Here is a 17,537-nt window from a genome sequence, read left to right as displayed (position 1 = left end):
TCACTTCTCCTTGCCGGTCGTGGCGGCACCACCGAGCCCGCCACCTCCGGTCTGCGTGATCGGCGCCTGCTGGGCGCCCTTCGGATGGGCCGGCTTCGCGACCCCGAACACGAAGAACCCCGCGCTCATCAGCACCGCGACCAGCACGCCGGCCAACAGACCCATCGCCGCCCGCCGGGCGGGGATCTCCAGGTGCGTGACGTCGCCGGCCAGCAGCGCGCTGGTCATCCGCCCGATCGCGAACGAGTAGGCGTCGACATGGTCTTTCTGCGTCTGCACGTCAGGTCACCCGGCCAGGTTGCGGAAGAACGAGAACACCCCGAACAGCTGCAGCACCAGCGGCAGCATCGCGATCGCGCTCGCCGTCTCCAGCCCGTTGGCCAGATGACCCCAGATCGGCAGCAGCCGGCGGGACGGCGGCCGCAGCATGGCCATCGCCACCAGCGCGAAGGTCCAGGCCAGGACGACCAGGAGCACCGTGTCGCCGCCGTCTCCGAAGCTGCGCACGATCGACACCGCTGCGACGACCAGACCGAAGGACCCGGCGGCGGTCACCGGTACGCGCTGCCACACCGCGCCGTACCCACGAGCCCGCAGCAGCACCGCCGCGGCGGACACCAGCGCGGCGATCCGCCCGAACCATCCGCCACCCGTCATCACGGGGAACGCGGCCGCGGCCAGAACCGCGCTGCTGACCGAGGCGATGACCAGGTAGCGGTCCGCCTGCGCGGTTCGCCGTACGACATCGTCCTCGGGGAGCGGCTCGAGGTCGCGCTGCAGCTCGTCGGCGGTCCGCGGCAGTTGCGGCGGCCGGATCCGGGCCAGCCGGATCGCCATCCGCGGCGCCGTGATCAGCAGGACCAGCAGCACCAGGACCAGCACCCCGGCCACCTGCGCGGACGTCCAGAGCACCACTCGATAGGCGTACTCGGCCAGCGCACCGAGCACACCGGTGAGCAGGAACGTCCCGGCCGGGGCGAACGGGATCCCCGGTGCGAAGGAGACGCGCAGCACGAGCTGCACGGCTCCCGCGGCCGCCAGACCGATGGCCCCGAACAGCACCGACGCACTTGCCAGGTGCAGTACGCCGTGGACGCCGTCCGGCGCGATCGCACCGGCCAGTGTCTCGAACAGGGCGCCGCCGCAGCCGACCAGCAGCGCGAGCATCCGGCTCCGGGAGTAGGCACCGACGACGATCGTCGCGACCAGGAGGGCCGCACCGAGCGCGGTGGCCGACACCAGGGCGCCCGCGTCGGTGGGCGCGGTGAGTACCACCCAGACCCCGACTCCGAGAACAGCGACCGCCAGGCCGAGGAACAGCGGGCGGTTGTGCTCGGGACCCCAGCGGCCGGACTGCCGGCGGACCGCGGTCGCCATCCCGTCGGCGATGTCGTCGAAGTCCAGCTCCGGCAACGGGTTCTCGGCCGGCCGCAGGTAGAGCTGCTCGCCGTCGACCCAGTCGAGCGACTCCGCGGTCGCGGTCAGCTCGAACGGTGCGCCGCCGAGCCGCTGCAGGACCCACACCTGGTCCTGGTCGGACTGCCCACCGGTCCGGCGGAGCAGGATCGGCAGCAGGTCGCCCACGGCCACGAAGGTCGGGACGGCGAGATCGGCCCGGCCGCCCGGGCCGTACACCGAGATCCGGCACAGCTCGGTCTGTTGCAGAGTACTCATCGATTCTTCCCTCGACGGACGGTTGAAGTGGTCACAGGCCACCGACCAGGCGCGACTCCAGCGGCTCGGTGCCTTCGGTGTCCTGCGCCGCGGCGGTCTGGATCAGCCGGACACCGCGGCGGGTGACCAGCTGGGCGCGGCCGGCCGGCAGCTTGCGCGGCACCGCCTCGCCGAGGAACTTGCCCTCCTCCTTGGGGTAGGAGAACAGCACGCCGGGGTTGCCGAGCTCCCAGATCCGGCGCACCACCGGGTCCGACATCGCCCGCATACCGCCGGAGCTGCTCCGCGCGATGATCAGGTGGAACCCGATGTAGGCGCCTTGGGCAACCAGCGGCAGGATCGGGTCGAGCGGTGACCCGAGCGTCGTCGACAGCAGCTGGTAGTCGTCGACGACCATGAACAGCCGGGGCCCGCTCCACCAGTCCCGCCGGGCCAGCCGGTCGGCGGCGATGCTCTGGTCGGGAACCCGGCCGGCCAGCGACGTGTTCGTCTGGGTGGCCAGTTCCCTCAGCGCCTCGCCGGTCAGCGCGTAACCGACCCGGTACTCCGGCGGCACCTCCGCGTCCAGCGTGCGACTCGGGTCGGCCAGCACGATCTTGGCCTCGGCCGCGGAGTACCGGTTGATCACCGACCGCGCGACGACACGCAGCAGGTTGGTCTTGCCGGTCTCGTTGTCACCGAACGTCATCAGGTGTGGCGTGGCCTCGAAGTTGTGCCAGACCGGCAGCAGCCGCTGCTCGTCCAGGCCGATCGCGATCCGCAGATCGCCTTCCGGAGCGGGCAGCTGCTCGAGCGGCAGGGTCGGCGGCAGCATCCGGACGGCCGGCGCGCGGCGGCCCGGCCAGAACGTGGCCACCTCCTCGGCCAGCGCCTTGGTCGCCGAGGAGAGGTCCGCGCTGTCGGAGCTGCCGTCCATCCGGGGCAGCCCGACCAGGAAGTGCAGACCTTCGGCAGTCATCCCACGGCCCGCCTGGTGCGGGACCTTCGACGCCTTGCGCGACCCGACCTCGGACTCCATCGGGTCACCGAGCCGCAGCTCGAACCGGGTCCCGAGCAGGTCCCGCAAGGACGGCCGGATCTCCGACCAGCGGGTGGACGCGATCACCACGTGGATGCCGTACGACAGGCCGCGCGAGGTGAGCTCGCCGATCTTGCTCTCCAGCTCGGAGTAGTCCGACCGCATCGTGAACCAGCCGTCGATGATCAGGAACACGTCGCCGTGCGGGTCGTCGAGCTGCCCGCTGCGACGCTGGGCCCGGTACGCGGCCATCGACTCCAGCCCGCGCTGGGCGAAGATCGTCTCGCGCCGTTCCAGCACCTGCAGCAGTTCCTCGATCGTGCGGACCACGCGATCGCGCTCGAGGCGGGTGGCCACCGACCCGACGTGCGGCAGGCCGCTGATCGACATGATGCCGCCGCCACCGAAGTCGAGGCCGTAGAACTGGACCTCGTCGGGCGTGTGCGTCAGCGCCAGCCCGAGGACCAGGGTCCGCAGCAGCGTCGACTTGCCGGACTGCGGCGCACCGACCACGGCGACGTGGCCGTCGGCACCGGCCAGGTCGGCGACCAGCAGCTCGCGGCTCTGGTCGTACGGCTTGTCGACCATGCCGACCGGGACCCGCAACCGGCCCCGTTCGGCCGGGTCCTGGACCGTCATCCCACGGACCGGGTCGGGCAGGACGCTCGGCAGCAGCGCGTCGAGGCTCGGCGACTCCGACAGCGGCGGCAGCCACACCTGACGGGCCGCCGGTCCGGAACCGGCCAGCCGGTCGATGAACACATCGGCCAGCGACGGTCCGGTCGGCTGCGGAGTCTCGTCCTCGGCGTCCTCGTCGGCGGCCGTCGCCGACTCGACCAGCTCCAGCGGCAGCCGGTGCAGCGTCGGGTTCGCGTGCACCTGGAACGACACCACCTCCTGGCTGACGGCGTACTCGTGGTCGGCCGCGCCGCCTTCCGTTGCCGCAGGCACCGGTCCGGACACGTAGGCGGCCTTGAACCGGACCAGGTTCGAGGTGTCGATCTTCAAGTAGCCGTTCCCCGGTTCGGACGGCAGCTCGTACGCGCTGGCGGCGCCGATCACGCTGCGGGACTCCATCGAGGAGAACGTGCGCAGGGCGATCCGGTACGACAAGTGACCCTCGACCCGGTGGATCCGGCCCTCGTCGAGCCGCTGCGACGCGAGCAGCAGGTGCACGCCCAGACTGCGGCCGAGCCGGCCGACCGAGACGAACAGCTCCATGAACTCGGGCTTGCTGCCGAGCAGTTCGCTGAACTCGTCGACGACCAGGAACAGTGTCGGCATCGGCGGCAGCGGTTCACCGGCGGCTCGGGCCTTCTCGTACTCGAACAGCGACGGGTAGCCGGAGGCGCGCAACTGCTCCTGCCGGCGGACCATCTCGCCGTTCAGCGAGTCCTGCATCCGGTCGACCAGCGGCAGCTCGTCGGCCAGGTTGGTGATCACCGCCGACGTGTGCGGCAGCCGGTCCATCCCGAGGAACGTCGCGCCGCCCTTGAAGTCGATCAGCACGAAGTTGAGGATCGACGACGAGTGCGTCGCGGCCAGACCGAGCACCAGCGTCCGGAGCAGCTCGCTCTTCCCCGAGCCGGTCGCCCCGATCAGCATCCCGTGCGGACCCATCCCGCCCTGGGCGGACTCCTTCAGGTCGAGCTCGACGACCTCGCCTTCCTCGGTGACACCGATCGGAACCGACATCCGCGCGCGCTGCGTCTCCCGCGGCCGCCACTTGGCCTGGACGTCGAACGAGTGCGCGTCCCGGATCCCCAGCAGGGCGGTCAGCCCGAAGTCGCTGTCCAGCGGCTGGTCGACGATGTCGACCGTGCCGCTGGTCCGCAGCGGTGCGAGCAACCGGGCCAGCGACTCGGCGCCGGCCACGGCCACGTCGTCGCGAACCGCCGTTCTGGTGCTGCCACCGGAGGCGAACTCGATCCGGTCGCCGGTCGTGTCCAGCCGCAGCACCTTCGGACCACCCGGCAGCACACCGGTGATGTCGAGCAGTACGACGTTCTGGATCCCGGCCCCGAGCAGGCGCGACGCCTCCGGCACGTCGGCCCGGTCGGCGACGATCACCAGGAACGGCTCGCTCGCACTCGGCGCCGCGGTCCGGTCGTGGTCGCCGCGTTCGTCCAGGTCGGGGCCGAGCAGGTCCATCAGCTCGTCGTGGTCGACGGCCAGCATCCGCATCGGCCCGGCGTCGTCCCGCTCGGTCGGGTGCGCGTTGTGCGGCAGCCACTTCACCCAGTCCCACTGGCCGATCCGCTGCTCGTTGGTCAGGACGGCGACACGCAGATCGTCGGGTGAGTGGAACGTGACCAGTTGGCCGAGCATCGCGCGGACCAGACCGGCCGCCGCGTCGGGGTCACCGGCGAACTCGACACTGGTGAAACTGCGCAGACCGACCGCGACCGGGATGCCCGACACCGTCCGGTACGCCTCGCTGAAACGGCGCAACGCGATCGCCGACAGCGGTTCCAGGTCCTCGATCGGCTTGGTCTCGGGCGGCAGCAGCTCCAGGACGGCGCGCTGCGTGCCGAGGCCGATCCGGATCCGGCCGAAGTCGTCGTGGCCGGCCCGGCGCTCCCACAGCCGCGAACCGCTCGCCAGCGACCACAGCGCGCTCGGGTCCGGGTTGCTCCACAGCACCGACGTCCGCTGCTGGTCGCCGGACGCGCGGACCTGCTTGCGCAGCTGGGCGATGTAGCGCAGGTAGTCGCGGCGCTCGGCCTGCATCTTGCGCTTGCGGTCCGCGCCGCTCTTGCCGATCTGGGTGATCCCCATCGTGATCATCGAGACGCCCATGCCGCCACCGATCAGGTACGACAGCACCGAGTTGCCACCGACCCCGGACAGCGTGATCACGAGGATCACCGACCCGATCCCCATCGGCAGCATCATCAGCAGCGCGTGGAAGTCGCGGGTGGCCGGCTCGGCCAGCACCGGCGGCTCCTCGAGCTGGATCTCGCCGTCCGGCAGCTCCGGCGCGGCCTTGCGGGCGCCGCGTTTGACCGTCGTCGTACTCATTCCAGTACCCCGGACGGCGCCGGACCGTTCGATCCCCAGGCGGTGTGGTCCTGACTGAGCAGGTCGGCCATCGAGCGCTCCTCCGTTTCCTCGTCCTCGTCCGGGTCGTCCTCGTCCGGCTCGTCCCCGTCGTCGCGGATCACCAGGTCGTCGAGCCCGAGCCGCGGCTGCTCGTCCCCGAACCGCACCCCGCCGCCCGTCGCCCCCGTACCGCTCCCGGCGACCCGCCGGTACCGGACCGGCATCTCGTCGTCCTCGTCCTTGCCCGCAGCGGTCACCCCGGTCGCCAGCGCCATTCCGAGGAACCCGGCCGCCGGCACGTCCCACGCCGAGGTGTCCTCCGCGCCCGAGCTCCGGACCACCGCCACCCGGTGCTGCCCCACCTCCGCGGCAACCGGCGGCGGCGCTGCCGCCGGTCCGGGCGAATCCGGTCCGCCTGGCTGAGTCGTCGCCGTCCCACCCGCGGGCGCGGTGCTCGGCGCCGGCGTGCTCATGAAGCTCGGCAACTGCCCCTCACCGAGCGTCGCTCCCGCCGAAAGCCCCTTCGCGGGCCCCGCAGTCACTCGCATCGCTCCAGCCACCGACCGAGACGGCTCAGCCGACGGTCGCGTCGCTTCGGCCGACGGTCGCGTCGCTTCGGCCGGCGGTCGCGTCGCTTCGGCCGGCGGTCGCGTCGGCTCGGCCGACGGTCGCACCGGCTCGGCTGCCCCCGCGGCAGGCCCCGCCGAACCACGCGCCCCATCGACCGGCGCACGGACAGCCTCGGCCGGAGCACGAACCGGGTCCGCCGACGCACGAACCGGCTCGGCCGACGCACGAACCGGCTCGGCCGACGCACGAACCGGGTCCGCCGACGCACGGACCGGGTCGGCCGACGCACGGACGGCCTCGGCCGGCGTACCGACCGGCTCCGCCGGCGTACGGGCGGGGCCGGAGCGGGCGCGCTGGGGTTCGGATGGTGCTGTCGGCAGGGCGACCGGCGCGACGACCGGCTGGGACGTCGCGAGCAGGCCGGGGTCCGCGGGTGCTGCGTCTTGCGCTGTTGCAGCGAGCGTGGCCGGTTCGGCCGGCGCCAATGTGTCCTCGGCGTCGGTCGTTTCCGAATCGTCCCAGTCGGCCGTCGAGCGCTGCAGCTTGTTCTCGGAGTCCTCCGTGCCGGACTCGGACTCCTCGCGGCGCGAGTTGTCGATCCAGGCCAGCGACTGCGCCGGCAGCGCGCCGGACTCGTCGAACTCGGAGTCGATGACCTCTCCGGTCGCCCACGGATCGTCCCCGGCCGAGAGCAGACCGGCCGCGTCCGGGCGCTCGGCGCCGTTCTGCTGGCCTTGCCCACCGCCGCCCATCCCGCCCGGCGACATCGGGGCGCCCTGGCCCGGCTTGCCGCCGGCACCGGTGAGCTCGGTCGGCTTGAGCGCGCCGTTCTTCAGCCCGTTCAGCCCTTCGCCCGTACCACCGTGCAGACCGGTCGGCTTGCCGGTCTCCAACCCCTCGAAACCCTTCAGCCCACCACCGACGCCGCCCTTGAGCCCACCACCGATACCGCCCTTGAACCCGTCGCCGAGCCCACTTTTCAGGCCGTCACCGATCCCGTTCTTGAGCCCACCGATTCCCCGCGACCCACCGAAGGTCGACTTGCCGGGCGGCGAGAGCCTGATCGGCGGCGGCAAGGACAGACCGGTGTGCCCCAGGCCCGGGCCGTTCCCGGAGCCGTTGTTCCCGCCGATGTCCTGCAGCTCCGGCGGCTTCAGGTCTCCCAGATTCGGCGGCTTCAGATCCCCGAGGTCCGGCGGCGGCTTCAGGTCACCGAGGTGCGGACCGTCGGTGTCGAGGGTCTTCGCGCCGTTCGGGTCGAAGACGCCGAGGTCCGGCGGCGGCTTGACGTCGCCCAGGTTCGGCGGCGGCTTCAGGTCCGGCAACCCACCTTTCCCGCCGAACGGGTCGTCACCGCCGTCGGTCGTGAGGTTCTTGTTCGGCGGCGGGGGCAGGTTCACCTTCGGGCCGCCACCGTCACCGCCCTTGCCGGTCTCGCCGTCGGGGTCGTCGAAGACGATGTCCGGCTTGCCGTCCCCGTCGAGGTCGATCCCCTTCGGCTTCTTGCCGTCGCCGTCACCGCCGTCGCCGTCGCCGCCCTTCGGTCCGGTGTACGGCGTGTACTCCGGCGCGACGATCCCGCCGATGCTGAACTGGTACTTGTCCTTGAGCTGGACGGCGACCGCCTTCATGTCCTCGGTCATCATCTTGACCAGCGTCGGGTCGCTGGAGATCTGCGTCAGCCCGGTGTCGGTCTTCTTCGTGCCGCCGTACTCGGTGTCATGGCTCTGCACCCACGCGGCGTACGTGGTGTCGATCTCGACCAGGGCCTTCTGGGCCCAGTCGAGGTAGACCCCGTCGTTGTAGAGCTCGTTGACCGGGTTGTCGGCACCGTCGCCGCCGGACAGCTGGTCGGCCCGTCCGCTGACCTGGGCCCAGATCCCCTGCATCATGGTGCCGAACGTCTTGGCCGCGACGCCCGACCACGAGCCGTTCTCGCCGACCAGTGCCTCGGTCCACTCGCTGAGGGCCTTGGCGATCAGCTCCAGGTTCTGCTGCACCCCGTAGAACACGCCGGCCGCGTCGATCAGGCTCTGCGGGTCGGCGATGGATCGCGCCCGGGCGATCGCGTCGTCACTGCTCAGCGCCGCGCCACCGCAGATCGCGGCCTCGATCTGCTTCCAGGTCCAGCCCTCGAAGTCGACGCCGTCGTCCGGCAGCGCCGACGGGTTCGCGAAAATGCCGTGGTTGGTCCGCTCGAACCCGCCGGAGTTCTCCGGATCGGCTCCGGTGTCCTCGTCCTTGTTCCCCATCGTTCCTCGTCTACGGCCTGGATCCTGGTTGTCTTGCGGTGCAGCGGGTCAGGCCTTGGCGCCACCCGTTGCGCCGTCGCCGTCCTTGCCGAACGCCTTGGCGTCGGCGCTGGCCTGGCCCATGTACTTGGTGAAGTCGGCCGCGCTCATCTGGTTCAGCTCCTCGCCGCTGTCGTAGGAGATCGCGACCTTGCCGAGCGAGTCCGACGTGTGTCGCAGCGCCTTGAGGAGCGCGTTCAGACCGATCCGGGTGGATTCGACCAGCCCACCGTCGCCGTTCACCTTCTTGGCCAGGGCCGCCGCGGTGTGGAAACCACCGGGCTTGACGTGCACGGTGTCGAGCGCCGTGATCATCTTCGTCAGCGGGCTGCCGTCGGCGGTCATGTCGTGCAGCATCTTGGAGTAGCTCTTCAGGTCCTCGGTGTTGACCCGGTTGGTCGCACCGGAGTTCTCCGAGCCGGGTGCCTTCCCCGCGTCGAACGTGGCGTACTTGCTGTCCGGGGTGCTCTGGTGGTCGCCGATCTTGTGGTTGTTCGGCCGGTTGAACCCATTGGTGGTGAAGGAGCTCTTGCTGTTGCTGCTGCCGCCCGAGCCCGAGTACTGGTCACCCGCAACCATGGCTACCGACCGCCGCCCATCGCGTCCTCGGCGCCGCGCTCGTGGGTGTCGTAGGTGTTCAGGATCCCCTCGAGCGCGATCTTGGCCTGCGCCAGGCTCTCCGGCATCTTGCCGCTGGCCGCGTCCCAGCGCGCCTTGCGGGTGGTGTACGTCGTCTGGGCGTCGCCGGTCCACTCGGCGAGGTCGTTCTTCACGCCCTCGGTCATGTTCTCCAGCGTCGCGACGAGCGTGGTGCGCATCTGCTCCGCGCGCTCCATGAAGTTGTCCATCTGCTGCCGGTCGTAACCGAACTGGCTCATTACGGGGTCCTTTCGGGGAGAGAAGGGCGCCGGACCGGTTCCGGCGAGGCCCTGGGGTTGCGGAACGAGCCGGTCAGTCGAAGCCGGGCAGGCCGGCCGAGGCGTTGGCGAGCTGGTTGGCCAGCTGCGAGGCCTGGTCGAGGGTCTGGCCGTGGGCCTGCGCGTACAGCGCGGCGGAGGTCTCGACGTCCTGCGAGAGCGCGAACAGCTCGTCGAGGACGTCGTCGCACAGCTGCCAGAAGCCGTCCATCGCCTTGGTGACGAACAGGTGGGAGGCCTCGCCGACCCAGCTCACCGAGAGGACCTCGAGGTCGCTCTGCAGACTCTGGACCTGGCCGCGAATGCTCTGGTGGTTGTCGTAGAAGCTCTGCGCGGCCCGCAGCATCTTCTGGGTGTCGACGGTGTTCTGTTCAGCCATCCTGCTCAGCCTCGTCCTCGATCGTAGTCACGGGCAGTCGGCGGACCGCCCCTGATGATCAAGGATGATTAGTCACCATATACGACCAATAGACAAGCTATGTATCACAGCAACAAGCGGTCTGGACCGGCAAGTTCACGCCATTCGGCGCCGGCGCGGCAGTTGCCGGACCAACGCCTGATCCGTACCGGTCAGGACGAGAGAGCAGCGGTCAGCCCTGTTCGGTGTTGCCCTGGTTGTGCGCGTTGCTCGGGTCCTGCAGCATCCGCAGGTGCCCACGGCGGGCGACCTCGACCGGAGCGCCCGGCGTGGTGGACCCAGGACGGCCGGTCTCCCGCGGCGGCAGCGGCCGCGCGGCTTCCCGTACGGCGTTAGCGAGCGCCTCCAGGTCGTCCGACGAGGGGCCGGCGGCGGCCGGGTCCGGGGCGAGCCGGATCACTTCCCAGCCGTTCGGCGCGGTCAGCCGGTCGGCGTGGTCGGCGCAGAGGTCGTAGCAGTGCGGCTCCGCGTAGGTGGCCAGCGGGCCGAGGACGCAGGTGGAGTCGGCGTACACGTACGTGAGCGTCGACACCGCCGGCCGGTGACAGGCGGCGCGCGAACAGATCCTGGCGATGCTCACGACCAGACGTTACCCCCACTAGGCTGAGCGCGTGACCGAGGCTCGCCGTCATCGCAGGCACATCGACCGGCACGGCCGGGGCATGCTCGGGCCGATCAGCCGGCCCAGCAGCTTCGCGCCGCGCGGACTCCCGCTGCAGCGCTCCGCCGCCGCGCAGTTCGACGAGGTGGTCGCGATCGAGGTGACCCGGCTGGAGAAACGGCTGCCGCAGGTGGTGGCCAGGGTCGAGTTCGCGATCGAGGACGTGCCGAACCTGGACGCGCACGCGGGCGAGATCCCGCTCACGCACTCCACCGGCGGCACGTCGCACGAGCCGTACCGGATCGTCGTCTTCCGCCGCCCGATCGAGCTCCGCGCCGAGCGCTCGGGCGCCGGGCTGGCCTGGCTGGTCCGCTCGGCCCTCGTGCTGGAGCTGGCCGACGTACTGGCGCTGTCCCCCGAGCAGATCGACCCGGACTTCGACGCCGAAGAAGACTGACTACTTCAGCGCGGCGCCGACGTCCGGCTGGGCGCCCAGCTGGGCGCGGAAGACCAAAGACGTGGTCAGCGGCCAGACCGCGACCTGCGGGACGTCGTCCTCGTCCGGCTTCGCGGCCGGCATCAGCGTGACACCCGCGACGATGTCCCCGCGGAGCTGCTCGACCATCAGGTACGTCGGCTTCGGCTGCGGCTTGAACGTGATCAGCGTCGTCGCGCCACCCACCAGGTCCACCGACCGCGCCTGGACGATCTTGTTCGCCGCGTCCCGCAGCTCGAACTTGACGCCCGCGGTCTCCCCCGGCGCGGTCACCTGAAGCACCGCCGGCTGCGAGTGCGCCGGCAGCACCAGGTACCCCGGACCGCGCAGCGGTTCCGTCGCGCCGATCGAGGCGAACTCGCGGACCGTGGAGTCCGTCACCCGCGCCGACGCCGTCACCGGCTGGTCGGACGTGATGGTGACCGCCGACGCGTCACCGTGCAGCACCTTCTCCAGCCGGATCACCTTCACCGACCCGGCCGGGATCTGCATCGTCGACAGCCCGGCGGGCTTGAACGGCCCGTTCGGCCCGTTCACGGTGATGTTCGCGGTCGCCTGCAGATCGGTCGGGTTGGCCACCGTCAGGATCCGTACGCCGCCACCCGGCGCGATCGCCGGCACGACGATCTTCTCGGCCGGCGTCGCCGACTGGTTCAGCCAGTCCACCCCGGCCGGGACCTTCCCGTTGGTCGCGTTGTCGCGGACCGCCGGAGCGACCCGCCCACCGGTCGACTCGACGTGCAGCGCCAGATCCCGCTGCCCGGCGGCGACCTGGCCGAGGAAGATCTCCGTGGTCCCCCGCGCCGGAACGACGACGCCGCGAGCGTTCGGCGCCTCCAGCTGCCCGGCGGCGCCGTACAGGGAGACGTTGACCTCGGCGTTGATGCTGTCCAGGTTCGTCAGCACCAGCACGTCGCGCCGCCCGGGCGCGGCCGAGGCGCCGACGAACCAGAAGTCCGAGCCCGGTACGACGCACGGGACGCTGGCCATGCCGCGGTTGACGCCCTCGTCGGCGGTCGTCGTCGCGGTCGCGGCCGTCCCGGCGGCGAGCGGGCCGGTGCCCTGGATGCCCAGGGTCACCAGCTTGCTGGTCGGGGCGGTCGAGGCGATCCGGCCGCGGGCGAGCACCGAGCCGACCGGGTTCGCGGTCGTGTCGAGCGGCGCGATCGAGAGCGGTGCCTCGTCGCCGGCCGCGGTCGGCGTACCGTCCGGAAGGGTCGGGGAGACCGCGCTGACCTGGCTCTGCGTCTTGACGCCCGCACCGGGCACCGGGCAGGCGAGGGCGGTCCGGTTGACGACCGTGCGGGCCGGCTCCTCGACGCCCTCCGCGCGCGTGGTCGCGGCCTTGGGCTTGGTCACCACACCGACCCCGCCGGCCAGCGCCAGCGCGAGCACGCAGGCACCGATCCGGACCTTGAGGTCCGACAGCAGGGCGGTCACGAGCTCCTCCGGGCGTGGGTGCCGTGCGGGACGGCGACAGTACGTCGGGCGCTCGGCAGGCAGAAGATCAGGGCGATCAGCCAGGCGATGATCCCGAGCACCCGCCACAGGCTGCGGACCTGGGACTCGACCGGGGTCTTGCCCTCGATCTTGGTCCGGTCGACAAGCCAGGACGCGTCGTTGTCGGCGGCGCTGGCCCGGGTCAGGCCGGGCAGCGAGTCGAGCGTGGACATCAGCGTCGGGTCGACCGGCGCCGGCAGGTACACGTAGTCGACCGCGAGCGCGGCCAGCTGCCGCCCTTCCTCACCGGTCCCGCCGCCACCGAGCGCGGACAGCACGTCGGTGATCGGCTTGGTCTGTTCCGGCTTCGGCGCCGCCTCCAGCGCGCCCATCCGCGGCCCGCCCTCACGCACCAGCGAGAACCGGGTCGCGCTGGCCGGATCCTTGCGGACGACCAGGATCGAAGCGTTCTGCGGCGGCCCCTGCGAGGACACCAGGTACGCCGGAAGGTCCTGCGCCGGTCCACGCCACAGCGGCCCGTCGTCTCCGCGGACGAGCCAGAACCCGGCCGTCACGACCGAGGCCACCAGCACGATCCCGAGCACGCCCTGGACGATCAGGTCGGCCGACTTGCCGACCGAGTCCCACGCGACGGTGACGGTCATGATCCAGCCGGCCGTCATCAGGAACATCAGCGGCCCGCTGCCGCCACCGAGGCGGCTGGCGATCAGCGTGCCGGCCAGACCGGCCAGCGCGGCGAACCAGCCGACCAGCTCGTACCGCTGCCGGGTCTCACGGGTCAGGGAGAGCAGAGCCACCAGGATCAGCGGTACGGCGAACCACCACGGCGCGGGCGCGCCGACCGGAGTACCGGTCAGCAGGTTGGCGAGACTGTCGCCCGGGCCGACGCCCGCGGTCGGAGGACCACCTGCCTCCTGCCCGAGCCGCGACGGGTGCAGCACGAGCTGGATCGTCCACGGCAGCACGAGCACCAGCCCGAGCACCACCGAGAACACCAGCTGGCGACCCTGCCGCCGCCAGCCGAGGCCGAGCACCGCACCGGCGGCCAGCGCGATGCCGACCAGCAGCCCGAGCGCCGGGGTGAAGGCGAACAGCACCGCCTGGCAGATCCCGGCGAACCACGCGGCTCGCCAGCTGCCCTGGATGACCACGCGCCGGCGGCGAGCGACCGTGTGCACCGCCGCGCCGAGCAGCGGCAGCACGATCGCGGCCACCACCGTCCCGATCCGGCCCTGCGAGATCGCACCGTTGGTGAACACCGCCAGCCCGTACGCCGAAGCGCCCCACGCGCGCGCCACCCGGTCGACGACGAACGCGCGCAGCAACGCCCACGCGGCCAGCGCGGCCAGCGGGATCGCTCCGAGCAGCAGCAGGTTGGTCGCACCGGACGGGCCGAAGGTGACCGTCGACAGCGCCCAGAACTGCGCCAGCCAGGCCGGCGGCGTGACGCCCTCCGGCGCGGCCGCGGCGGCGTGCCACAGCGAGGCGAGCGTCTCGTGCGGCGGAAGCATCAGGTTCGACCGGAGGACGCCGCCGCCGATCAGGCCGCGAGCGGCGACGATCGCACCGATCGCGAGCACCACCCAGGCGACCAGGAACGGGCGACGGATCAACTGCCGGCGCCAGCGCGGCTGGTCGACCGCGACCCGGGCCGTGCTCTTGGCGCGGCGGGCCGACGTCGGCGCCTGCTCCTCGGGCTCGTCGGCCCAGGCCTCGCGCAGCCGCTCGGAGATCGTGCTGCCGGTCTCCTCCAGGTTGTGCCGCAGGGCGTGCACGGACCGGGAGAACAGGCCCTTGATGTCGTCGTACGGGACCTTGTCGAGGCGGCGGCGGTCCTTGCGGGCCTGCGTCCAGCCGCCGGCCAGGACCGTACCGAGCAACGCCGTCCACTCGTCGACCGCGCCGGACGGCGTCTTGCCGATCAGGAACCAGGCCGAGCGCAGGATCGTGCCGGCCAGGAAGCGCAGGATCAGCAGCGGCAGCAGCTTGCCGGGCGCGTTCGCCAGGACGGTGTAGTAGGCGTGGGCGCGGTCCAGCTGGTACGCGTGCCGCCGGGTGCCGGCCAGGGCACGCTCGCCGGTCGCGGCGGCCTGCGCGTGGTAGACGACCGCGTCGGGTGCGACGCCGACCCGGAAACCCGCGCGGCTGGCCCGCCAGCCGAAGTCGAGGTCGTCGCGGAACATCGGCAGCCGCGGGTCGAACCCGTGCAGCGCCTGCCAGACATCACGCCGGACCAGCATCCCGGCCGAGCTCACCGAGAGCACCTGCCGCGGCTGGTCGTGCTGGCCCTGGTCGAGCTCGCCGGCCTCGATGCCGGTGTCGCGGCGGCCGCCGAGCGACGTGGTGACACCGACCTCGAGCAGCTCGCGGTCGCGCGGCCAGAGCCGCAGCTTCGGGCCCCAGATCCCGGTCTCCGGCGACAAAGTGGCCTGGAGCAACAATTGTTCGAGCGCCTTGGGGGCCGGCGCGCAGTCGTCGTGCAGCAGCCAGAGCCACTCGACGACCGGGGCGTGGCCGTCGTCGCCGTACGGGCCGACCGCAGACGGGATCGGCGCGAAGCCGACCGCTTCGAGGCCGCGGGTGACCGCCGTGCCGAAGCCGGTGCGGGCGGACATGCTGACCACCGGCTCGACGCCGGGCATCTCGGCCAGCAGCTGGGCGGTGTCGTCGGTGGAACCGGTGTCGATCGCGATCAGCCGGTCGGGGCGGCGGGCCATCGCCCACAGCGCCTCGGTCAGCCGCGGCAGCCAGGCGGCTCCCTCGTGGCCGACCACGACGGCGGTGACGACGTGCCGGACCTGGGCGCGACCCATCGGGTCGTCGGTGAGTCCGGTCGGGAAGTCGACGGCGTCGAAGAAGTCCCAGCCGGCCGGAGCTTCGGGTTCCATCAGGAGCGCTGCACCTCAAGGGGAAGGATCGGCCTGCCACGAACCCTGAGGGTCACGGCGAGGCCTCACCTTACGCGAAGTGCGCAGGCGCCCGTAAACAGCCGCGGGCCCCGGTGGACAGTCTCCGACCGGGGCCTCACGCGAAAGTTTGTGTTGACTTGTGGCTAGACGGCCTTCTTCTTCAGCTTGCGGCGTTCCCGCTCCGACAGCCCGCCCCAGATCCCGAAGCGCTCGTCGTTCTGCAGTGCGTACTCGAGGCACTCGCCCCGGACGTCACAACCGAGGCAGACCTTCTTCGCCTCGCGGGTGGATCCGCCTTTCTCCGGGAAGAAAGCCTCTGGGTCGGTCTGGGCGCACAGCGCCCGTTCCTGCCAGTTCGGCTCCTCCTCGATCGCCTCACCGTCGACAATCGCCAGCAGCGTTTCTGTCACGGTACGACCTCCTCGACCCTGTTCGTTCCCCTGTACATGTGGAGTGCGGTCCACATGCCTGACCTCGACCGTTCTGTGTGCTGAAAACGGTCCCCGATACCGAGTGTCCAACGAACGACACGGTTGAAATTACATTCCTGCAATCCACGAAAGTCAAGCCGTGGTCTGCTATTGGCGGCATCCGCAACACGGCTGCAAAAGAACGAGAGGCCTGTGTACACAGGCCTCTCGGACTCCTCACTGCGGTGTCAACCACCGGAAACCGTTCCAGGATTGGCACGAACCTGCCGTACGGGAATGCGTTGTCCGCCACATTCGCGGCCCGGCAGGGCCGTCGCTCAGGACGGCTGCGACCACCAGCCCTGCTGTCCGGCCTGGCCCTGACCACCCGGCTGCTGCGGCTGGTCGTCGTCCTTCGCGGCGTCGGCACGGTCCTCGGAAACCCGCGGATCCACACGGGTTTCGTCGGCCGCCTCGGTCTCCGGCTGGGCCTGCGGCGTCGCTGCCGGAGCAGCCTCGTCGCCCTGCCAGGTCTGGCCGCCCTGCTGCCAGTTCTGGTCCGACCAGCCCTCGCCCGCGGCCTGACCGGCCTCGTGCTGCGGCTGCTCGGCCACGTCGTGCGCAGCGGCTTCCTGCAGGCCGGCGTCGTGCTGACCGGCCTGGTGCTGCGCCGGCTCCTGGCCCTGCCACTCGGACTGACCCTGCTGGCCGTACTGCGCGGCCTCGGCGCCACCCCACTGCTGCTGGCCGGCGTCACCGCCCCACTGCTGCTGCTCCTGCGGCCACTGCTGGCCCTGCGCGTCGGCGCCACCCCACTGCTGCTGACCCTCGGGGCTCCACTGCTGGGTCGGCTCGGCGCCCTGCGCCTCGGCAGCCGACCAGGCCTGCTGGTCACCCTGCTGGTCGTCGGCGGACCAGGCCTGCTGCTGCTCGCCCTGGTTCCAGTTCTGCTCCTGCGGCCACTGCTGGTCGCCGTGCTGAGCAGCGGCGTAGCCACCGGCAGCACCCGCGGCCGCACCGGCGGCAGCGCCGGCGCCGTACTGGCCGTACTGGCCCTGCCCCTGGCCGCCCTGGTCGTACTGGTTGCCGTAGGCGCCGTACTGCTGACCCTGCTGGCCGCCGTACTGGCCGCCCTGCTGAGCGCCGTACTGGCCGCCGTACTGGCCCTGGCCCTGGCCGGCGAACTGGCCCTGCTGGGCCGGCTTCGGGACGCGCACCGGGGCGGGCAGCGTCTGGAAGGTGTTGAGCACGTAGTAGCCGGAGGCGCCGTAGACGGCCAGCCCACCGAGGCCGACCAGGAAGCCGGCGATCTTCGGGCCGGCGTCGCTGGAGGAACCGAAGACGGCGAACACCGTGATCAGGTCGACCAGCGCGGTCAGACCGACGATCACCAGCGCGGCCAGCGCGACGGTCCGGGCGTTGGGGGTGCGCTCACCCGCCTCGGCCACCAGCCACACCGCGACGGCCGGGACCGCCGCGAGCAGCAGGCCGGACACCTCGAGCGGGGTGAGGACGTTGCGCACCCCGCTGGCGGAGGCGGTGAACCCGGCCCCGCCGACGAACAGCTGGAGCAGCGAGGCCAGGGCGACCAGGCCGGCGAAGGCGAGAAGGATGTACGCGACCGGCTCTCTGAGCTTCTTGGTTGCGTCGGTGACCACGAGGGCTCCTCGGGATGTTGGGGGGCCGTGCGTTATTCGAGGCAACTGCGGATAACACACTTCGGAACTGTT

General features: G+C 71.5%; 13 protein-coding genes. 1 reads left to right on the top strand and 12 read right to left on the bottom strand.

Annotation, left to right across the window (positions count from 1 at the left end; translation table 11 throughout):
- From ACZ6Z4_RS06200 to ACZ6Z4_RS06165, 8 genes are all read right to left on the bottom strand, one after another.
- A complete protein-coding gene (locus ACZ6Z4_RS06200; protein ID WP_465558719.1) occupies window positions 1–279 on the bottom strand; it encodes a type VII secretion protein EccB in 279 nt (92 codons plus the stop codon).
- A 6-nt stretch (window positions 280–285) separates the two neighbouring features.
- Window positions 286–1,674 carry a type VII secretion integral membrane protein EccD gene (gene eccD / locus ACZ6Z4_RS06195; protein WP_465558716.1) on the bottom strand — a complete coding sequence of 463 codons (1,389 nt, stop codon included), beginning with the start codon at window positions 1,672–1,674 and terminating at the stop codon, window positions 286–288.
- Window positions 1,675–1,705: 31 nt separating this feature from the next.
- Window positions 1,706–5,713 (bottom strand): type VII secretion protein EccCa, encoded by a 4,008-nt coding sequence (gene eccCa, locus ACZ6Z4_RS06190; RefSeq protein ID WP_465558714.1) that lies wholly within the window; start codon window positions 5,711–5,713, stop codon window positions 1,706–1,708.
- Window positions 5,710–8,556: a ribosomal eL19 family protein gene (locus ACZ6Z4_RS06185; protein ID WP_465558712.1), complete on the bottom strand. Its 2,847-nt coding sequence runs from the start codon at window positions 8,554–8,556 to the stop codon at window positions 5,710–5,712. Before ACZ6Z4_RS06185 ends, eccCa begins: the two co-directional genes overlap by 4 nt.
- A 48-nt stretch (window positions 8,557–8,604) precedes the next feature.
- Entirely contained in the window at window positions 8,605–9,174 is a 570-nt protein-coding gene (locus ACZ6Z4_RS06180) for a hypothetical protein (protein ID WP_465558710.1), read from the bottom strand.
- 2 nt (window positions 9,175–9,176) lie between these two features.
- Entirely contained in the window at window positions 9,177–9,473 is a 297-nt protein-coding gene (locus ACZ6Z4_RS06175; protein ID WP_465558707.1) for a WXG100 family type VII secretion target, read from the bottom strand.
- A gap of 73 nt (window positions 9,474–9,546) precedes the next feature.
- Window positions 9,547–9,891 carry a WXG100 family type VII secretion target gene (locus tag ACZ6Z4_RS06170; RefSeq protein ID WP_465558705.1) on the bottom strand — a complete coding sequence of 115 codons (345 nt, stop codon included), beginning with the start codon at window positions 9,889–9,891 and terminating at the stop codon, window positions 9,547–9,549.
- Between the two features lie 211 nt (window positions 9,892–10,102).
- Complete coding sequence (locus ACZ6Z4_RS06165; protein WP_465558703.1) at window positions 10,103–10,510, bottom strand: DUF3499 domain-containing protein; 408 nt, start codon at window positions 10,508–10,510, stop codon at window positions 10,103–10,105.
- A 31-nt stretch (window positions 10,511–10,541) separates the two neighbouring features.
- On the opposite strand from ACZ6Z4_RS06165, the gene ACZ6Z4_RS06160 reads away from it, so the two are divergent.
- A complete protein-coding gene (locus ACZ6Z4_RS06160; protein ID WP_363676612.1) occupies window positions 10,542–10,988 on the top strand; it encodes a metallopeptidase family protein in 447 nt (148 codons plus the stop codon).
- On the opposite strand, the gene ACZ6Z4_RS06155 is transcribed toward ACZ6Z4_RS06160, so the two are convergent.
- From ACZ6Z4_RS06155 to ACZ6Z4_RS06140, 4 genes are all read right to left on the bottom strand, one after another.
- Window positions 10,989–12,467, bottom strand: coding sequence for a DUF5719 family protein (locus ACZ6Z4_RS06155; protein ID WP_465558700.1), 1,479 nt, complete (start codon window positions 12,465–12,467; stop codon window positions 10,989–10,991).
- The gene (locus ACZ6Z4_RS06150) at window positions 12,464–15,376 is read right to left on the bottom strand and encodes a glycosyltransferase (protein ID WP_465558697.1); all 2,913 of its coding nucleotides are present in this window, start codon (window positions 15,374–15,376) and stop codon (window positions 12,464–12,466) included. Before ACZ6Z4_RS06150 ends, ACZ6Z4_RS06155 begins: the two co-directional genes overlap by 4 nt.
- 164 nt (window positions 15,377–15,540) lie before the next feature.
- On the bottom strand, window positions 15,541–15,792 hold the full coding sequence (locus ACZ6Z4_RS06145) for a WhiB family transcriptional regulator (RefSeq protein WP_020389877.1): 252 nt from the start codon (window positions 15,790–15,792) through the stop codon (window positions 15,541–15,543).
- A gap of 353 nt (window positions 15,793–16,145) precedes the next feature.
- Window positions 16,146–17,465, bottom strand: coding sequence for a hypothetical protein (locus ACZ6Z4_RS06140; RefSeq protein WP_465558695.1), 1,320 nt, complete (start codon window positions 17,463–17,465; stop codon window positions 16,146–16,148).
- Window positions 17,466–17,537 lie beyond the last annotated feature (72 nt).

It is taken from the genome of Kribbella sp. NPDC104740 (assembly GCF_055583505.1).
This window is presented reverse-complemented; position numbering and strand designations above follow the sequence as displayed.